Origin of the sequence: Mesorhizobium sp. M2A.F.Ca.ET.046.03.2.1 (genome assembly GCF_003952425.1) — a bacterium.
Classification (GTDB): Bacteria; Pseudomonadota; Alphaproteobacteria; order Rhizobiales; family Rhizobiaceae; genus Mesorhizobium.
The window spans coordinates 4,708,830-4,727,758 of sequence record NZ_CP034449.1; the positions used below are offsets into that span (position 1 = coordinate 4,708,830).

Below are 18,929 nucleotides of genomic sequence, written 5' to 3' on the forward strand. Positions count from 1 at the left end.
TTGAACCCATACTGGTCGCTCCATGCCCATTTGCGCTGGCGCTTGCCGGTCGACGGCGATCGGTTCATCCTTGTGTGAATACCCTGGCCGTGAAGTACGTGGCGAGATCATGCCCGTCACGGCCGCAAGTGAGGTCTTGTTGCATGGACTGCTTGGGCTGCGGTTTCGAGGTTGAGCGCGGTTTCGCCTTCTGTCCGAAGTGTGGCAAGCGCCAGCCCGTGCCATGCGCCAGTTGCGGCTACCTTTGCGCACCTGATTTCGAGTTCTGTCCGAAATGCGGGGCTGGTGTCGGTGCGTCCGCAAAGGTCGTCGAGCGTCCCGCTCCGACACCAAGCCGGACCATTGTGCCGCCTTCTCGAACTCCGTCGCTGCTTGCGAACATCGAAAGCGAAGATGGGCTGCATCCCGCCTCCGACGCCGATCGCCGAACGGTGACGGTCCTGTTCGCGGACCTTTGCGGCTTCACGACGCTCAGCGAGCAGCTCGACCCAGAGGTCATGCAAGCGCTGCAGAACGACTTGTTTAAGGAATTGACGGCGGCCGTGCGAAACTTTGGTGGTTTCGTCGACAAATTCATCGGCGACGCGCTGCTCGCCTTGTTCGGTGCGCCGGTCGCACATGAAGACGATCCGGAGCGTGCGCTTCGTGCCGCTCTCGACATGATCGCCCGGACGGCGCGGCTCGGCGAAAGCACCTCCCACTCCGGCTCGCCTCTGTTACTCCACATCGGCATAAACACTGGTCCGGTCGTTACTGGAGGATTGGGCATCGGCACCGCCAAATCCTATTCGGTGACCGGCGACACGGTGAATACGGCGCAACGCCTACAATCGCTAGCCGCACCGGGTGAGGTGCTGGTCGGCGAGCTCACCCACAGGCTGACCCGCCATGCGTTCTCATATGAGTCGCTGGGCGATGTCGCGCTTCGCGGCAAGGCTGGCAGCGTGCTCGTCCATCGACTGGATGCACCGCTTGCGACGCCGCGTGCAGCGCGTGGGCTCGAGGCGCTCGGCCTGAGCGCGCCGATAATAGGCCGCGGTGCGGAGCTCAATAGAATGCTGGCCAGCCTTGACCAGGCGTGCGGCGGCTCGGCCCAGCTTGTCCGCCTTGTCGGAGAAGCCGGTATCGGGAAATCGCGGCTGGTGAAGGAGTTCGTCGCCCGCGTCGGCGACGAGGATCGTTTTCGCAACGTCGCCGTGCGGCAGGCGACGTGCTCACCGCTGGGGGAACAATCATTTGGCGCCTTGGGCGCAGTGGTGCGCAGCGCTGCCGGGATGATGCAAAACGACAATGGGGAGGAGATGCGAGGCAAGCTCGCAGGTTTGCTAACCGATCTCGGCCTGGAGGGCGAGGAGGCGGATCGGCTGATGCCTTTGATCTACCATGTGCTTGGCCTTGGCGACCCCGATGCCACCTTGCAGCATGTCGAGCCCGAGCAGTTGCGTCGGCAAATTCTCTACGCAGTCCGCACAATCATCGAACGGCGGCTTGCTTTATCGCCGCTGTTGATTGTCGTCGAAGACCTGCACTGGGCCGACGCCGCGTCGCTCGAGGCACTGCGTTTCGTGATGGACAGATTGGAACGCACGCGGTTGATGTTGCTGGTCACGCATCGTCCGGCGCCGGACAACGACCAGCTCGACTCAAGTCGGGTCAGTCACACAGCGCTCAGGCTTTCGCCGCTCAACAATGATGACGGACGCGCACTGCTGGCGGCGCTTTTCGGCGAGAGTTGGGTAAACTCAGCAGGAGGGCTTCCCGACCAGATCCTCGAGCGCGGGGGCGGCAATCCGCTTTTCGTAGAGGAAATCGTTCGCGGCCTTATCGACCGCGGTGTACTGATGCGCGAGGGCCAGCGATGGCGGACAGTGGCAGGCGAAGTCGCAACCGGCATTCCCGCCACCATCCAGGCAATGTTGCTTGCCCGCGTCGACCGGCTGCCGCACGAGGTGCGCCGGTTGGCTCAGGAAGCCGCTGTGATCGGCCCGCGTTTCAACGCGACCCTTTTGAAAGCCGTGACAGCCGACCCCGGCCGTCTGGAAGCCGGTTGCGAACTGCTTTGCGATGCGGAAATCATAGAGGAGGTAGCCGGATCAGGTTCGGTTTCGTCGCAAAGCTACCGCTTTACACAAACATTGCTGCAGGACGTGATCTATCAGAATCTGCTCCTGCAACGCCGGTCCGACATCCATGGGCGGGTCGGTGCCGCCTTGGAGCAACTGTGCGGCGACAAGCCGGAACGGCTCGAGGATTTGACCGCGCTCGGTCATCATTTCGCACAGAGTGTCGAGCGGGAGAGGGGCGCGCGTTACCTGCAGGCGGCGGGCGATCGCGCCCGCATGATATATGCCAACGACGACGCCCTTCGTTTCTACGAGCGAGCACTGACTGCGTTGGGCGCGACCGGGCAAACACCGCTCAAACTGGCAATCGCAGAGCGCATTGCCGACTTGAGCGGCCCGGCAGGCCGCCGCGACGTCGCGCACCAGCACTACGAGACGGTGCTGCAGGCATATCGCGCGTCGGCCGATCGCGTCGCTTCGGCGCGGGTTTTGCGCAAGATCGGTCGGCTGCTCTGGGACGTCGGCAAGCGGGACAACGCGGAATCGCGCTACGCCGAAGCGGCAGCGCTGCTCGATGGCGCCGATGCCCCGGTCGAGCAGGCGCATCTCTGGCAAGAACGTGGCCGACAGGCGTTCCGCAGCGGAGGCAACGCTCTCGCGGCAAAATGGGCGGACGCGGCGCTGGATTGTGTACGCACGCTGACAACCGAACATGTCTCCGAGGTAGGGCGTGATGCCACTCTTGTGACTGCCGAGGCGCTCAATACGAAGGCTGTCGCGTTGGCACGCCTTGGACGAGACCGCGAAGCCGTTGGCCAGGTCGAGCGCAGCATCGAATTGGCCGAAGCCGCCGGTCTAATGGGCACGGCTTGCCGCGGCTACACCAATCTCGGCGTGCTTTACACGACCATCGACCCGGCAAAGGCGATGGAGGTCTGTCGGCGCGGTCTTGAGGTGGCGCGCCGTATTGGTGATTTGGGATACCAGGCGCGCCTCCTCGCCAATCTGGCGGTCGCTTGCTGTACTTTCACGGATCGCTGTCCGACGGAGGGCGTGCCGGCCGCCGAGAAGGCCATCGAGATCGACCGGGCGCTCGACCAGCGCGAGCACCTGTCCGTACCGTTGATAGTGCTTGGGCAGATCCACCAGTGCAACGGCCGTCCGGAACTCGCGATTGGCTTATTCCACGAAGCGCTGGACGTAGCTCGCGAAACGGGCGAGCCGCAACTGCTGTTTCCGTGCTATGATGGTCTCGCAACGCTCAATCTCGACCTCGACAATCTGGCCGAGGCCGAACGCTACTTTTCCCTGGCGCAGGGTATATGCGCCCAGCACGGGCTCGACCCGGAAGGGCTTGTGGTGCTGCCTTTTCTCGACTAGCCGGGTTGGAGGTTGGCAATGTCAGCGCGCATTGACTTGATACCGCTTCAACCAGGCGATCGTGCGCCGAACGTGGTACTCGACGCTATAACCCAGGAAGGCAAGATCGCGCTCGACGATTTTCGCGGACAAAAACCGGTCTTGGTCGGCCTTTTCCGAGGTCTGCATTGCGCGTTCTGCCGGCGCCATATCGCCGCCCAGGCGCGGCTTGATCCGGAGCTGCGCGAAAAGGGCGTGGGAAGCCTGACGGTGGTCAACACGCCGATCGAGCGGGCACGTCTCTATTTCCGTTACCACCCGATGCCGAATCTGCTTGCGGCTTCCGACCCCGAACGCGCTTCGCATCGTGCCTTTGGACTGCCCAATCTCGAATTCACCCAAGACGAGACCAACTGGCCGTACAAGGTCTCGATGGCAGCGGCAAAGGATATGCGGGTCAACATACCAGGCGAGTTGCCCGGTCCCATGGATCCTTTTGCGGCCAGCGAGTTTCTCGACAATAAAGACCACTACGAAGTGACCGAAGCCGACGAGCAGATGATGGCGACGGGACACGGACAACTGATCGGCCAGTTCCTACTGGACCGGCAGGGGATCGTCCGCTGGAGCTTCACGGAAGTTCCGGAGGGTGGGCGATACATGTTCGCGGCACCAAGCCCGCGGGAGCTGATGTCAGCCGTGTCCCAAGTCGCCCAATAGACTTGCGAACGAGGCAGTCGGGCGGGACACCAAACAAAAAGCGGAAGCAATTTGTTCATTCGAGCGCGGCCTCGAGAACGGCAACAAAGTCATCGAGCGAGCGATCCCCGCGAATCTCGATGCGCGGAAGATCGATGGGATCGCAGTCGAGGTGCGCCGGCCCGTGTTTGCCGCCGAAGCCGATCCGATAGCCGCACTCTCTGGCCAACCGGCCAAGCCGTCGGTCGGTGACGGAGTAGGGTGCCGCGAACGCCGTGGTTGTGCGACCGGTCCACCGTTCGACGAACATACGAGAACGCAGGAGTTCGGCGGCAAGGTCAGAGCTCGACAGACCGTCGATCGCGCGATGCGTCGCCAGATGGCTTCCGAACAACGCACCTTCGCTGGCGAGGCTTCGCACCGTCGCGGCGTCCATAAGCGGCGTCGGCGGGCCGCTGTCGGCGTCCCATCTTGCACTTTCACCCACCAAGTCCGTCACCAGGAACACCTCTGCCGTCAAGTCGTTCGCGCGCAAGATCGGCCAGGCATGGTCGGCAAAGTTCTGGAAGCCGTCATCGAAGGTGATGAGCACCGGGCGGCCAACAAAGGGCTGGCGGTTGGCGATGGACTGTTCCAACTGCTCGGACCCAATCGCGTGAAAGCCATTGGCGCGCAGCCATGCCATCTGACTGGCGAACGCGGCGGGCGTGAGCCGAAAACGGGCAAGCCCGGCCGGACCATCATCGGCGACGCTGTGATACATGAGGACTGGGATATGCGGCCGCCGCTCGCTGCGGGCGACGTCGCGGCGCAAGGCCCGCGCCCCCCCCCAGACGACTTTTCGCGCGACCCCGATTTCGACTCGGGCGCGGACCGGCAAATGGTCAATCCTCGGTTCGGTCGCCACCTCGCCCGGCGACAGGCGGCGGAAACGGTCTATGCGATAGAGTTCGGTCTGGATCGAGTGCTCGAGGACCAGGCCCTCGGTTGCCGACAGCGTCTCCGAGATCGCTTGCGCACCGAATGTGTTCCAGTCGAAGCCCGTCCTTTTCGGATCGTCGCGCAGCACGAATGCGTGCGCGGTGACAAAACTGCCGCCAGGCGCCAACGCCTCGACGATCTTCTTAGCGATGCGCCGCAACTCATCGAGATCATCCAGGTAGTAGAGCACTTCCGAACAAAAGATCAGATCCATCCCGCCCGGCAGCGTGTCCGCATCGAAATCCAGCACGCCGAATTCAACATTAGACTGATCGCTGCACCGTTCGCGTGCTCGCTCGATGGCTATGGCGGAGATGTCGGTTGCGGTCAGATGACCCACGCGAGGCGAGAGCTGTCGCGTGAAATGGCCCTCAGCGCAGGCCAGTTCAAGCGCTCGGTCGATGTGGCCGGCAGGGAGAATTTCGAGCTGCCGCTCATATTTTTCCTGCTCATAGGACGAACCGTAGTTCCAGGGATCCTCGATCGCGAAATAGCCATTCCAGAACGACGTGCGATCGTTGTCGCGCCCATCCGCGGCCCGTGCATGGCGCGGCGCTGGAGGCGGCTCGGTGGGTTCGGCGTTCGACCGTACCAGCTCCACCGCTTTCGCGGCCAATCGCTCGAGTTTGCCGAAGTGGCTGTCCGGATCTGACCCGCGTGTCAGTTGGTCCGGCGCCACGACATTTGCGGTCAATTCAATCCAGTGATGCCTTGCCACGGTCCCGAGCACGCCAAACTGCACGCGAGCCTCGATCTGGGCGTCCCGCATCAGCCAGGCATAGATTTGATCGATTCCTTCCGGAAGTTGGGTCGCGGCTGGATTTCGAGCATCGACCCGAAGTCCAAGTGTCAGCGCCAGCCGTCGCGGCGCGGCGAGATCGTCGAAGTCGAGAAGCATCTGTTCGAGGTGATACTGGACGCGGCGAGCCGCGACGGAATTTTCCCAAACCTTTCCGAGCCTGGTGATCAACCCGGTGAGGGCGCCGCCGAACCTGTCCCATCTGGCAGCCAATTGCGCCGGCGCCGACAGGCTTCCTGCCATAACGCCATCCAAGGCCACCTCGGCGATCTGTCGCGCCCACTTGCGTTGCGCGGGGAGCGCGCGCAGGGACTGCGGGTCGATCGAACGCGAGCCGCTGCCGCAATCCGACGCGGCGTTCCACAACGCGAACCACGCGAGGGCTTCAGATGCGGAGCGGCCGATCGTCTCGACCGCTCCATTGGCGTGAGCCGATGCCGGGTGTTTGACCCTGGGATCAGGAGAAAAACCGCGGGCGATCACGATTTCCGCATCTGCCAGCACCTGCCTCGAATTACGCGAGAGCGAGTTGGGGCTGGTCTGATAGAAAGCCAGCGGCTCGTCGACCATCACCCAATTCTTCCCTAGCCGTGCGACGCGCTGCCACAGATCCCAGTTCTCGCAGGTACGCAGCGACACATCGAAACCGCCCAATTCGACAATTGTCTGCCGATCGACCAGGAGTGCGTTGGTCGGTATGGCACACTGGCGGGCGAATGTTTCGAAGGGCTGGATCGCAACCTCCGTTGGGATGCTCGACGCGGTGAGTTCGCCATCGGGCATCACGCGCTGGGAACCGCAATAGGCGGCCACTGCATCGGGGGCGGTTTCCAGTGCGGCCAGCATCTTCGCCAGGAAGCTGGCATCCACCCAATCGTCCGCATCAAGAAACATGAGCCAGTTTCCGCGCGCTGTCGCAATCCCGCTATTGCGCGCGCCGGCGGCGCTATTCGCACAAGACCTCAATGCCCGAAAACGGCTATCGTGCTCCGCATAACGGGCGGCGATCGCGGGGGTGCGGTCCGTGGAGGCGTCGTCAACGATGATCGCCTCCCAATTCACTATTTTCTGATTCAGAAGGCAATCGAGTGCACGCGCTAGCGTCACTTCGGCGTTGTGCGCCGGAACCACGATTGACACCAAAGGATTATGCACCACGCCGTCTACCCGCGCCTGGTTCGAAGGTAGGTCCCCATCAGCGCAACCCGCGGTCACCGGCATCATAACGGGTGCAATGGATATGGTAAACTGGCGTCTTTTGCAATCGCTGGGTGGCTAATCTTGCCGTGTGTATTTCCATTCAATTTTGGCAATGAAGCGCCTCTATTGGGCTCTGCGCTAGCAGCCGTCGCGGCTCTCGACCGCTGCAGCCATGTCGCGCTCGAGACGCTGCAAAAGCTGCGGGTCGGGAGGCAGATTCGCGAGATCGATCAACATGGCCCAGGACCTATGGGTTCCAGGCTTTTCCGAGCATCCGGCGGACCGATTCAGCCGGCGAGCGCAGGTCTCCAGACACGCCTCGGGAGCGCCCCAGTCGATTCCTTTAAGAAGAATCGCAAGCTCCGCCGGCCGACTACTACTAAGGCGGGGATGTCTATCATGATGCGCACGGAACCTTTCTCAAGAGCCAAGGTGAGGCCATGGAAAGCGCGTTCGATATAGTCCGCGAGCTGATGGCCGAGGTAGAGCCGACGGACCCTGTTTGCACCGTCCGCGATGCCGGGGCCATCAGATCATGCAGATCACAGTCGCAGGCGCCGATTCGACAATGCATGTAAAAAGAGGTGATCCATTAGCAAATGAGTTCGTTTTTCCCGAAACCTGACATCGCGCTGGTGGGGCTGAGTCACTGAGGTGAATACCCTATCCGTTGTCCCTAAGGCGGCAAGACCGTTGGCTGCTTCCAGACGAGACTCCAGGACGCCTTCTTAACCGGCAGCGGGACCTACCAACCCAAATCTCGGCGCATATTCCCTAGCGCGTCGATGCAGGTTGTAATTGGGAGGTTACAACGTGAAGACACTTTTGGGATGACCTGCCGGCTTGGCAGCAGCCTCTCAGGAAGGCTGATTTGCTAACCAGCGTAACCCCGTCAGACTGGGCAGGAAAGGTTCCGCCGGGTGATTTCGAACCCGAGCACGTCGACCGGCTGTGACGCATTGGCCGCATCTGGCCCGCGCCGCATGATTGATCGCGCGCGGGCGTTCATTCGGCCGATGCGTCCCGCTTGGCACCCGACCGCCTTGAGCCCGCGCCTTAGCCGCTACTTAGATCGTGAATAGCCGGCTGTAGACCGTCAGGCGTGATATCAACCGTCGCAAGCGTGATCGGCAACTTAAAACGACGGTGACCGGCGCTGCCCGGATTAAGGTAGAGCACACCGTCAACGGTTTTGAGTTTTGGCACATGGGAGTGACCCGACACGACCATGTCGATGCCGAGTGCCGCTGGTGAGACCTGAAGCGCCTTGAGATCATGAAGGACGTAGAAGGTTCGGCCTGCCAGCCGCACTAACGCCGTATCGGCGTAGGTTGAAGCCCACCGGGCCGTATCCACGTTGCCTCTGATCGCGGTAACCGGTGCGATCTGCTGAAGCGCGGAAATAACGTCAGGACTGCCAATGTCTCCGCCATGGATGATGTGGTTTACCCCGGCCAAGCGTCGTTCCGCCTCAGGCCTCAATAGGCCGTGCGTGTCAGAAATGATGCCTAACCTGAATTTCATTGTCGGCCATTATATGGTGAGCACATCGAGATCAGCCGCAATACGGCTGTTCGGAAATGCCCGCACGGCTTCCGCGAGTATTTCTTCGTCGGCATATCGACCAGAGATATGCGTAAGAGCGAGCTGCTTCACGTTGCTCATCGCTGCCAGAGATGCCGCCTGCGCAGCCGTGAGATGACCATAGTCGCGGGCCATGGTCGCATCCCGTTCCAGGAAGGTGGCCTCGATCACCAGAAGGTCGGCGCCGCAGACATGGTCCGCGAGATCATCGGTCGACTCCGTATCGCCGATGATGACCAGCTTCTTGCCTGCTTCCAGCGGGCCTAATACATCTTCGGGAGCAACTGTTCGGCCATCGACGAGGGTTATAGACCGGCCTTCTACCAGTTCCTTCCTGATTGGACGGTCTGGCACGCCCAGAGACGTGAGGCGCTCGGCGCGAAGGTGGCGGCGCGGTGGAGTCTCGAGCACGAAGCCGTAGCTATCGGTGTCGCGGTGACGAACCTGAAAGCAGTCGATCATGAATTCGTCCGCGTCGAAAAACCGGCCGGGCGTCAGCGGCTCGAGCTTTAGTGGGATCGGCGCTCGTCCTTCACCCCACAGACCAGCGAGCATGCGCACAACGAGGTCCAGGGTGTCCGAGCCTCCGTGGACGGTCAGGAGATCGTCACTTTGCCGCAACCGGAGTGTCGAGAACAGGCCGGGGATTCCAAGGATATGGTCGAAATGGGCATGCGTGAGCAACAGGCGGTGAAGACGCCTGAACCCGGCGCCGCTGCGCAGCAGCTGGCGCTGCGTGCCTTCCCCGCAATCAACCAGAATTCGGTGGCCTCCGGCCTCGATGAGCAGGGCAGGGTGATTTCGCTCGGCAGAGGGTACGCTGGCCGAGGTGCCAAGAAACGTCAGTTTGAAAATCATGGAGCCAGTCTAGCCCGCGAGCGGTAAGGCCTCAAAGCGGGCAAACAACGCTTTCTACCCGGGCAAGCCTGCCGTGGCTGTCTTTGACTATTTTGAGGCCACGCCCTGCTCAGACTTTATCCCGGAGGTTTGACCATCACCGTGGACGAGGTCGCGGTCCCGGTCATTGGTCCTGTCGGGCGTTTGGCCTCCGCCTCCCGGGTATCCCGCTCTTTGTCCTTCCGGGGTTTCGGGCCCGGCATGTCCCGCGATGATTTTGATCTCATATGCTTTGTCCTCTTCGGTCGCTCAATAAGCCGCCACATCCTGTTCAAAATGTGGGGTAAAATGCGGGCTTTGAAGACTAGGGTTGCGAAATCTGCAGGCGATTCAATATCGTAGCAACAGCGATGGCGGAGAGAGCGTCTTTCGAATTCCTGCTTAAACCATTGAAATTACTCGCATTTTCTTATGGCTGGTTACCCAGTTTGTTACACAGCCACGGATGACCGCTTTGCGCCTCCTACTGATGTTAGGCTCAGTTCCCCGCAGCCTGAAAGCGAACGTTGTGAGCCACACAGCTAGCAGACTTGCCCAAAGTTCATCCCGACTACGCAGCACTTCCCGTCTCCGGCATTGAGCGGTGTCGGAATGCCGGCTCCGCCATCAAACCACAGAACCATCAGGCACTGGGTGCCTCGCGCAGGTTTATCAATTCGGCCACATCGAGGATCCTCAAACTGCTTGCCACGCCAAGCGCGTCGGTGGCGGCCGTGTACATGACCTTGTCCTTGGGACAGGCGACGACAAAGATCTCAACGTTGAGGCCAAGCGCCTCGCGGATGCGGTTTTCGCTGGGTCGTTCCTTGACGCCGTCGTCGCCTTGCCAGATGCGTCCGCCGCCGGCGCCACAGCAGAAGGAATTCTCGCGGCAGCGCGGCATGTCGTGCAGTGTATAGCCTGCTGCCCTGATCAGGTCGCGCGGCGCGTCGAAGCCGCCATTGTAGCGGCCGAGATAGCAGGGATCGTGATAGGTCACCGTGGCGCCGTCGGCCGGGGCGATATCAAGCCTGCCCGCCGCCACCAGTTCGGCAAGCAGCGCCGTGTAGTGAAGCACCTCGAACGCGCCGCCAAAATGGCGGTAGTCGTTCTTCAGCGCGTTGAGGCTGTGCGGATCCGTGGTGACGATGCGGTTGAAGCTGCAGGCGCGGATCGCGTCGATGTTGGATTGGGCAAGTGTTTCGAACAGGCCTTCCTCGCCGGCGCGCCTCACGTCGTTGCCGCTGTTGCGCTCGGCATCGAAGAGAATGCCGAAATCGACGCCGGCGGCCGTGAAAAGCTCGGCGACCTTGCGGGTCACGTCCTGGACGCGCGGGTCGTAGGATGCGTAGTCGCCGACGAACCACAACACGTCGACCGGTTCGCTGCGCGCGTCCTTGACCGGGAAGCCGAGTTCCTTGGTCCAGCGCGCCCGCATCTTCGACGGTTTGCCCATCGAGTTCCCGAGGCGCGTGAGGTTCGACAGCGCGTCCTGGAGCATGGGGCTGACATGACCTTCATCGACCAGATGGCGCCGCATGTCGTTGATCTTGGGCAGATGCTCGATCTCGACCGGACAGGCCTCCATGCAGGCGCGGCAGGTCGTGCAGGCCCAGAGCGTCTCTTCGGCGATCACTCCGCCGACCAGAGGAGTTGACGCGTCGTTCGCCAGCGCGTCGCGCATATCGGTGATCAGCATCTTCGGGCTGAGAGGCAAGCCCGAGGCATAGGCCGGGCAGACCGCCTGGCAGCGTCCGCACTCGGTGCAGGACAAGAGGTCGAGCTGCTGCTTCCAGTCGAACTGGGCGAGCGAAGCCACGCCCGGACTCTCGCGATCGGGAGGCACGGCGGGCGCGGTCCCGGCCGCTTCGAGGTTGCGAAAATAGATGTTCGGCGCGGCCAGGAACATGTGCCGATGCTTCGAGCCTGGAATATAGATCAGGAAGGCGAGGATGGCGCCGATATGGACCCAATAGGCGATCCGCTCCGCCGGATCGGCGGGAAAGCTCAACGCACGGAGCAGATCGGCTATAAGCGACGCGACCGGCCGCCATGAGCCGTCGGCACCGCCGAGGATCCGTGCGCCGGCCTCGATCAGCAGGGATGAGACGATGAGCAGGATGAGCACATAAATGATCGCCGCATCGGTTCCGCTCGAACCCCTGAACCGCGCCGGCTTCAGGATATAGCGCTGGTAGACGGCCAGGCCGAGACCCAGCAGCATCAGCACCGCGAACAAATCCTGGAGCAAGGCGATCCAGCTGTCGCCGCCAACTGGCGCGAGTGAAAAGCCGGGAAACAGGCGTGAGCCGAACGCCTCGACCGTGACGGTGAACAGGACAAAGAACGAAACGAAGATCAGCGCGTGCAGGACCCCCGACAGCGGCTTGCGAAGCATCTTGCGATGCAGCCCGATCGCGATGGCGACGCCTTCAAGGCGGCGCCAGGGTTGGTCGAAACGGCTGGCGCCCGGCGCCTGCGCCAGCGCGGCGATGTAGCGGCGGGAACGCCAAGCCGTGAGCGCGGCGGCCGCCAGCGTGACGGTCCATAGAATTGGCGTTTCGCTCATATCAACGGCCGGACGCTGCCTGCAGCCGCTCGCTCAGATTGGCGACGAGATCGAACAGGTCGCAGGTCGCGCCGAAATGGGCGACGTTGAAGATCGGCGCCTTGGGGTCGGTGTTCACGGCGATGATAAGGTCGGACTTCGACATGCCTTCGAGGTGTTCAGGCGCGCCGGAAACGCCGAGCGCCAAATAGAGCTTCGGCTTGACCTTCTGGCCGGACTTGCCGACCTGCCGCACCTTGGGCAGCCAGCCGCTATCCACCACGGGACGGCTGCCGGCGATCTCCGCGCCAAGGATGTCCGCCAGCCCCCGCGCGATGTCGATGCTGGCCTCGTCACCGATGCCGCGACCGACGCAGACGATCCGCTCGGCCGTCGTGAGGTCGACGCTGTCATAGCTGGGAACATCGACGCGCACGAGACGGACTTTGCCCTCGGCGACGATTGACGTGGCGTCAGAATGCTGCACCCTGGATGCATCGACCACACGCCGTTCGGCCTCGGCAAAGGCGCCGGGATTGACCATCAAAATGGCCGGCAGGGGCACGCTGCATTCGGCGAGGATCTTGCCGCCATAGACCTGCGCGATAATGGTTAGCCGGTCTCCGTCGCGGTTAATTTCGTTGATATAGGAGACCAGCGGCCAACCCGTGCGCGCAGCGAGATCGCCGGCGACGTCGAGTCCATTGGCGGAATAAGGCACCAGCACCAGGCCGGGCTCTTCGGCGGCGACAGTATTTGCCAACAGCCGCGCGTAGGATTCGGCGGCGATAAGCTGAGAGCCGCTCGCTGTCGCCGCGACGAGCCTGTCGGCGGCGCCGAGATTGGCGATGGCGGGTTCCGGATCCTGCCCGGCGAAGAAAGCGACGACCTCGTCACTCGCCGTGCCGGCCGCAAGCGCCGCAGTGATCATTTCCAGCGAAAAGGGCTCGAGCTTGCCGAATGAGCCTTCCGTGCAGGCGACAATTCGCATCGCTCAAACCCCCGCAAAACCTTTGGCCGCCAGGATGCTGGCCAGCCTTTCGGCGACATTTTCGGGATTGTCTCCCAGGTTTTCACCGGTGCCGCGCTGTCCAGGCATTCTCAGCGCGACGATCTCGGCCGATCGTTCGAACCTGGCAGGTTCGGACGGCGCCTTGCCGATGGCCGTCTTCGACGCCTCTCGCAATTTGCTTCCCGAAACATAGCGCGGCGCTTTGGAAGCGGTCTGCACGCCGATCACCGCTGGCAGCGTAATCTCGTAGGTCGCGGCGATGCCGCCGCCGCGTTCCTGCGTCACCCGAAGGGCCGAGCCCTCGATGCCGAGCCTGCTCGACCCGGAGACATGCGGCCAGCCGAGCAGGGCGCCTATATAGGGCACAAGCTGGCCGAAGAGATCCTCGGTCGACTGCACGCCGCACAGGACAAGGTCGGCGGCCTTCGAGCGGGCGAGCGCGACGATCGAACCGGCAATCGCGCGCGAGTCAATCATGCCATCGCCTTCAGCTTCGACCGCAACCGCCTCGTCTGCGCCGCGCGCAACCGCCATCTGCAGCACACGATTACTGCCTTCGCCGATGGCGACGGCGACGACCGTCGCGCCGGACGCTTCCTTCAGGAGGATAGCCTCTTCGAGCGCGTGGTCGTCGAAATCATTGAGCTGGAAATCCAGCCATTCGCGGTCGATGCCGCGTCCGTCGCCCGTCAGTTCGAGCTCGCCCGCGGAATCCGGAATCATTCGCAGCACAACGAGAATTTTCAAGCGTCGATCCTCCCCGGGTGACCTCAACCCTTCCGGTACCTGCGGCCTATTAGATCGCAACCGTTGCTGTGCCCAATCGAGAAAATCGTAATAGCAGCTATTACAACTCAGGTGATTGACCTTCGCGGCGATGCGTCCGCTAATTCGAAGCGTTGGGAGGCCTGGGCAATCGGCTGTGGCCGGGCGCTTTGTATTTTTCGATATAAGTTGCGAAATATACCATAAATTATTCAGTTTTTACTTGGGGTAGGAACAATCAGCATCCGAAAAGGTGCCCAGGAGGAGGAAAGTATGACTGTAAAGAGTATCTTCGATCAAAAAATATCGCGAGCGAGCTTGATCCGCAAAGCGCCTGCCGCTATGGCGGCCGCCGGCGCGGTTTCGGCCCTGGGACTTGGCGCCACTGCCCCTGCCGCGGCGGAGGAAGCCAAGCCCGGCTATTACGGGGTGCCGCGGACCTGGATTTGGAATCCGAACGCCAACTCGATGGTCGACACTTCGAAGTGGAAGAAGGAGGGGCCCTATACGATCGGCTTCTCCAACGCCTCGATATCCAATGCCTGGCGCGTGGCCTTCCAGCACGGCGTGTTCTGGGCGGCCGGCCAGCATCGCGACGAGATTGCGCATCTTCTGGCGACCGACGCCAATGACGATCCCTCCAAGCAGATCGCCGACATCCAGGACCTGATCAGCCAGGGCGTCGACGTCTTGCTGATCGCAGCCGCGACGGAAGACGCGTTGGACTCCGTCGTCGGCCGCGCCATGGAGCAGGGCATTCCCGTCATCATGGTCGACCGCAAGGTGAAGACGGCAAGCAACTACATCACCTACATCACCGCCTCGGACTGGGCGCTCGGTCGCCTCGAAGCCCTGTGGCTGTGCGAGACGCTCGGCGGAAAGGGCAACATCGTCATGCTGCCCGGCATCGCCGGCTCGAGCGTCGCTGAAATCCGTATCAAGGCGAATGAGGAGGTGTTCGGGAAGTTCCCCGGCATCAAGGTGCTGGAGAAGCAATATTGCGACTGGAACCCCGCGACCGGCAAATCAGTGATGGCCGCGCTCATCCAGAAGCACGGCAAGGAGATCAACGGCGTGCTGGCCGACAGCGCGCTGCAGGGCTCCGGCGCTATCCAGGCTTTCCTCGCGGCCGGCTACAAGGACGGCGAAATTCCGCCGATGACCGGCGGCGACATCGCCTTGATGTATCAACTGGCCTCGCAGCACAACATCAAGATGGTCGGCATCGACTATCCGACCTCGATGGGCATCACCGGCATCGAGACCGTGCTCGACGTCATGAAGGGCATCCCGGTTCCCGAGAAGGTCGAGGTCAGTTTCAATGTGGTGACCTCGCCCGGAGCCGACACGGTTTCGGTCAAGGGCGACCGCCATCTTCTCGACCATGTCAGCATGAGTGACCCGGGCGACCTGTCGCCGAGCAACGGCTTGCCGGCCGGATATAATCCGAGCACGTTCAAGCCCGATTATCCGAAGTAAGCCTCCCAGCCTGGCCAGGGTGTGCGTTCCTTTGGACGCACACCCTGGTGTAACCGGAATTTCGAGCATCGGATAAATGGTCACTCCCGTCATCGAGCTCAGTCGCATCGAGAAGGAGTATCCGGGCGTAAAACCCCTGGACAAGGTGGATTTTGCCGTTCGTCCTGGCGAGATACATGCCCTTCTCGGCGAAAACGGCGCGGGAAAATCCACGCTCATCCGCGTCATGGGCGGCGCCATCAAACCGAATGGCGGCAACATGACTTATCTGGGCAAGCCGGTTTCCTGGCAGTCGCCCAAGCAGGCGCGCGCGGCGGGCATCCACGTCATCCATCAGGAGCTCGCTCTGTTTCCCGAGCTTTCCGTCGCCGAGAACATCCTGGTCGACGCGCAGCCGCGCAACGGCCTGGGGTTGATCTCGGGCCGTGCCCGCCATGCGCGGGCAGCCGAGATCCTGTCGCAGCTCGGCGTGAAGATCTCTACCCATGCCAAGATCGACGAATTGCCGCTTGCCGACCAGCAGATGGTCGAGATCGCCAAGGCGCTGGTCGGCGAGGTGAGGCTCCTCGTGCTCGACGAGCCGACGGCCGTGATCTCCGGCCACGAGGTCGATCTCCTGTTCGACAACATGCGGCGCCTGAAGCGCGAAGGCGTTGGCATCGTCTATGTCTCGCACCGGCTGGAAGAGATCTTCGAGATCGCCGACCGCGTAACGATCCTGAAGGATGGACAAGTGGCGGGTACTGGTCCTGTCGGCGACCTGACACGCGATGAGATGATCACCAAAATGGTCGGACGCCGCCTCGAGCAGATCTATCCGGCACGCCGCAAGGCGCCAGCCAGCGGGCCGGACATCCTCAAGGTCAGCAACCTTCGCGCCGGTCATCGCGTGCGCAATGTCAGCATCGCGGTCAAGCCGGGCGAGGTCGTCGGCATCGCGGGCATGGTCGGCTCCGGCCGCACGGAAGTTGCAGAGGTCATCTTCGGTGTGCGCGACCTCGACGGCGGCACGATCGAGTTCGATGGTAAGCCGTTCGATCGTCGCATGCCGCGGGAGGCAATCCGCAACGGCCTTGGCTTCCTCACCGAGAACCGCAAGGACGAGGGGCTCTTCCTCGGCCTGCCGATCTCCGCAAATGTCATGGCGCCCGATCTGGCAGGCGTCACCAGGCGAGGACTGATCGATCGGCGCGGCGAGCGCGACATCGCGCTAGAGCAAATAAACAACTTCGCCGTGGCCGCGCCTTCGCCGGAGGTCAAGGTCGGCAATCTTTCCGGCGGCAACCAGCAGAAGGTGCTTTTCGGCCGCTGGTCGCGCATTGCCCGAAAGCTTCTCATCCTCGACGAGCCGACGCGCGGCGTTGACATCGGCGCCAAGGTCGAGATCTACCGTATCGTGCGCAGCCTGGCGGAGCAGGGTGTGGGCATCCTCATGATCAGCTCCGAGCTGCCGGAGATCATCGGTCTGTCGGATCGCATCTTCGTGATGTCGCAGGGCCATGTCGCGGGCGAGATCGATGGCGCGTCCGCCACCGAGGAGGCGATCATGGATCTCGCGGTGCGCTCGGTCGACCGGCGCGAGGGCAAGGCGGCCCGGCTGGAGCAGGTCGCATGAGCGCTGTCGTCGCCGAGTTCCGCCGCAACCGGCTCTCGTTGTCCTATGTCATCGTGGTGGCGTTGCTCATCCTGCTTGTTGTGGCGGGTGGCTTCCTGTCCGATCGGTTCCTCACCTGGCGCAATTTCGGCAACCTATTCCAGCAACTCGTCGTGCTGGGCATGGTCAGCCTCGGCCAGACATTCGTAGTGCTGCTCGGCGGCATCGATCTTGCGGTCGGCTCACTGGTCAGCGCATCGACCGTATTCATCGCGCATTTCCTCGAATGGCGGCCGGACTTGCTCTGGCTGGCTCTGCCGCTCGCCCTGATCGCCGCGACGGCGATCGGCGCGCTCAACGGCCTTCTCACCATCGTGCTGCGCGTCCATCCGCTGATCGTGACGCTCGGCATGTCGTCGATCATCTTTGGCGGCACGCTGATGTACAACAAGGAGCCGGGCGGATCGGTCCCGCGTGGGCTAGCCGACTTTTCCTACGCCAAGCTGTGGGGCATCCCGGTGACGGCGATCGTTCTTGTGGCGGTCTTCGCGCTTGCCGGGCTCTGGCTGCAGCGCTCGCGCTCGGGCCGCAGTATCTATTTCGTCGGCGGCGACCGCGAGGCGGCGCGGCTGAACGGCCTACCAGTGAACCGCATCGTGGTCATGGTCTATGCGCTCTCCGGCCTGTGCGCCGGGCTGGCGGCGATCTTCCTGACGGCCCGCACCGGAGTCGGCGACCCGCGCATCGGCACCGCCTTGACGCTGCAATCGATCACGCCGGTGGTGGTTGGCGGCACGGTTCTCGCCGGCGGGCGCGGCGGCGTGCTCGGCACGCTGCTCGGCGTGCTCCTGGTGACGATGCTCAACAATTTGCTGAACTTCCTCAACGTGTCTTCCTATTACCAGTGGGTAATCCAGGGCCTGATCATCATCATCGCCGTCAGCATCCACACCACGAGGCGGAGGCAGTGATGGCACCGCTGGAGACACCGCTGCCCCGGTCGCGAGGCATGTCCGTCGCCTCGGTTTTCGAGCGCTATGGATTGATCGTCTTCCTCCTCGCGCTGCTGCTGGTCGCGGCAGCGCTCTCGCCCACTTTCCTGCAGCCGGCCAACCTGGTTAACGTGCTCACCATCGCGGCCCCGCTCGGCATGGTGGTGGTCGGTCAGACCTTCGTCATCCTGGTGCGCGGACTTGACCTGTCGGTGGCCTCGCTGATGGCGACGGTGGCCGTGCTTGCAACCGCCTTCAAGGCGACGACCAATGACGCGATCCCTCTGATCTTCGTGGCGGCGATCGCCTTCTCCGCCGTCGTCGGCCTCGTCAACGGCTGGCTGATCGCCAAGCGCAACGTCAGTCCGTTCCTTGCCACGCTCGCCATGATGATCATCCTGCAGGGCGTCCGCTTTGCCTATACGGGCGGCGCCCCGATCAGCACCCTGCCGCCGGGCATGGGCTTTCTTGCGTCGGGCCGCATCCTCGGCATCCCGGTCAACCTGATCACCCTGGCGCTGCTGGCGATCGTTTTCGGCATCGTGCTTCATCGCTCGCGTCTCGGGCGCGAGATATTCATGGTGGGCAGCAATCGCAAGGCGGCGTTCCTCAATGGTGTCGCGCCCGATCGCGTCATCATCTTCTGCTATGTCATCTGCTCGGTCTGCGCAGGCATAGGAGGCCTGTTCCTGCTCGGCTATGTCGGGACGGTTTCCAACTGGGTCGGCCAGGGTTACGAGCTGGATTCGATCGTCGCGGCGGTCATGGGCGGCGTGGCGCTGACGGGCGGACGCGGCAACATCTTTGCCGCGCTGCTTGGCGTCGCGGTGCTGGTCGTCATCAACAATCTGGTGCTTTTGCTGGGCTTTCCGATCGAGATGCAACTCATCATCAAGGGCATCATCATCATCGGCGCGGCCGCGTTTTACCGCACAAGGCTCGCATGAGCCGGTCGCCAGCCATCGAGGGAGGTAGCAA

General features: G+C 62.5%; 12 protein-coding genes. 6 read left to right on the top strand and 6 right to left on the bottom strand.

Annotated features, from left to right (window positions below; genetic code table 11):
* Window positions 1-143 precede the first annotated feature (143 nt).
* Together EJ072_RS22510 and EJ072_RS22515 are read left to right on the top strand one after the other, a co-directional pair.
* A complete protein-coding gene (locus EJ072_RS22510; RefSeq protein WP_126081353.1) occupies window positions 144-3,443 on the top strand; it encodes an adenylate/guanylate cyclase domain-containing protein in 3,300 nt (1,099 codons plus the stop codon).
* Between the two features lie 18 nt (window positions 3,444-3,461).
* A complete protein-coding gene (locus tag EJ072_RS22515; protein ID WP_126081354.1) occupies window positions 3,462-4,142 on the top strand; it encodes a redoxin domain-containing protein in 681 nt (226 codons plus the stop codon).
* Window positions 4,143-4,197: 55 nt separating this feature from the next.
* On the opposite strand, the gene EJ072_RS22520 is transcribed toward EJ072_RS22515, so the two are convergent.
* The 6 genes from EJ072_RS22520 to EJ072_RS22550 all read right to left on the bottom strand — a co-directional run bounded on the left by EJ072_RS22520 (window position 4,198) and on the right by EJ072_RS22550 (window position 13,868).
* Window positions 4,198-7,125: a trifunctional glycosyltransferase/class I SAM-dependent methyltransferase/polysaccharide deacetylase gene (locus tag EJ072_RS22520; protein WP_245466952.1), complete on the bottom strand. Its 2,928-nt coding sequence runs from the start codon at window positions 7,123-7,125 to the stop codon at window positions 4,198-4,200.
* A 1,032-nt stretch (window positions 7,126-8,157) separates the two neighbouring features.
* Window positions 8,158-8,625 (bottom strand): metallophosphoesterase family protein, encoded by a 468-nt coding sequence (locus tag EJ072_RS22525; protein WP_126081355.1) that lies wholly within the window; start codon window positions 8,623-8,625, stop codon window positions 8,158-8,160.
* A gap of 9 nt (window positions 8,626-8,634) precedes the next feature.
* Window positions 8,635-9,540, bottom strand: coding sequence for a ribonuclease Z (locus tag EJ072_RS22530; RefSeq protein ID WP_126083721.1), 906 nt, complete (start codon window positions 9,538-9,540; stop codon window positions 8,635-8,637).
* Between the two features lie 664 nt (window positions 9,541-10,204).
* Window positions 10,205-12,130 carry a (Fe-S)-binding protein gene (locus EJ072_RS22540; protein WP_126081356.1) on the bottom strand — a complete coding sequence of 642 codons (1,926 nt, stop codon included), beginning with the start codon at window positions 12,128-12,130 and terminating at the stop codon, window positions 10,205-10,207.
* A 1-nt stretch (window position 12,131) separates the two neighbouring features.
* Complete coding sequence (locus EJ072_RS22545) at window positions 12,132-13,100, bottom strand: electron transfer flavoprotein subunit alpha/FixB family protein (protein WP_126081357.1); 969 nt, start codon at window positions 13,098-13,100, stop codon at window positions 12,132-12,134.
* A gap of 3 nt (window positions 13,101-13,103) precedes the next feature.
* Window positions 13,104-13,868: a hypothetical protein gene (locus EJ072_RS22550; protein ID WP_126081358.1), complete on the bottom strand. Its 765-nt coding sequence runs from the start codon at window positions 13,866-13,868 to the stop codon at window positions 13,104-13,106.
* Between the two features lie 291 nt (window positions 13,869-14,159).
* On the opposite strand from EJ072_RS22550, the gene EJ072_RS22555 reads away from it, so the two are divergent.
* The 4 genes from EJ072_RS22555 to EJ072_RS22570 all read left to right on the top strand — a co-directional run bounded on the left by EJ072_RS22555 (window position 14,160) and on the right by EJ072_RS22570 (window position 18,898).
* On the top strand, window positions 14,160-15,365 hold the full coding sequence (locus tag EJ072_RS22555; protein WP_126081359.1) for a substrate-binding domain-containing protein: 1,206 nt from the start codon (window positions 14,160-14,162) through the stop codon (window positions 15,363-15,365).
* 76 nt (window positions 15,366-15,441) lie between these two features.
* Entirely contained in the window at window positions 15,442-16,980 is a 1,539-nt protein-coding gene (locus tag EJ072_RS22560; RefSeq protein WP_126081360.1) for a sugar ABC transporter ATP-binding protein, read from the top strand.
* Entirely contained in the window at window positions 16,977-17,930 is a 954-nt protein-coding gene (locus EJ072_RS22565; protein WP_126081361.1) for an ABC transporter permease, read from the top strand. Before EJ072_RS22560 ends, EJ072_RS22565 begins: the two co-directional genes overlap by 4 nt.
* Entirely contained in the window at window positions 17,930-18,898 is a 969-nt protein-coding gene (locus EJ072_RS22570; protein ID WP_126081362.1) for an ABC transporter permease, read from the top strand. Before EJ072_RS22565 ends, EJ072_RS22570 begins: the two co-directional genes overlap by 1 nt.
* Window positions 18,899-18,929: the final 31 nt, after the last annotated feature.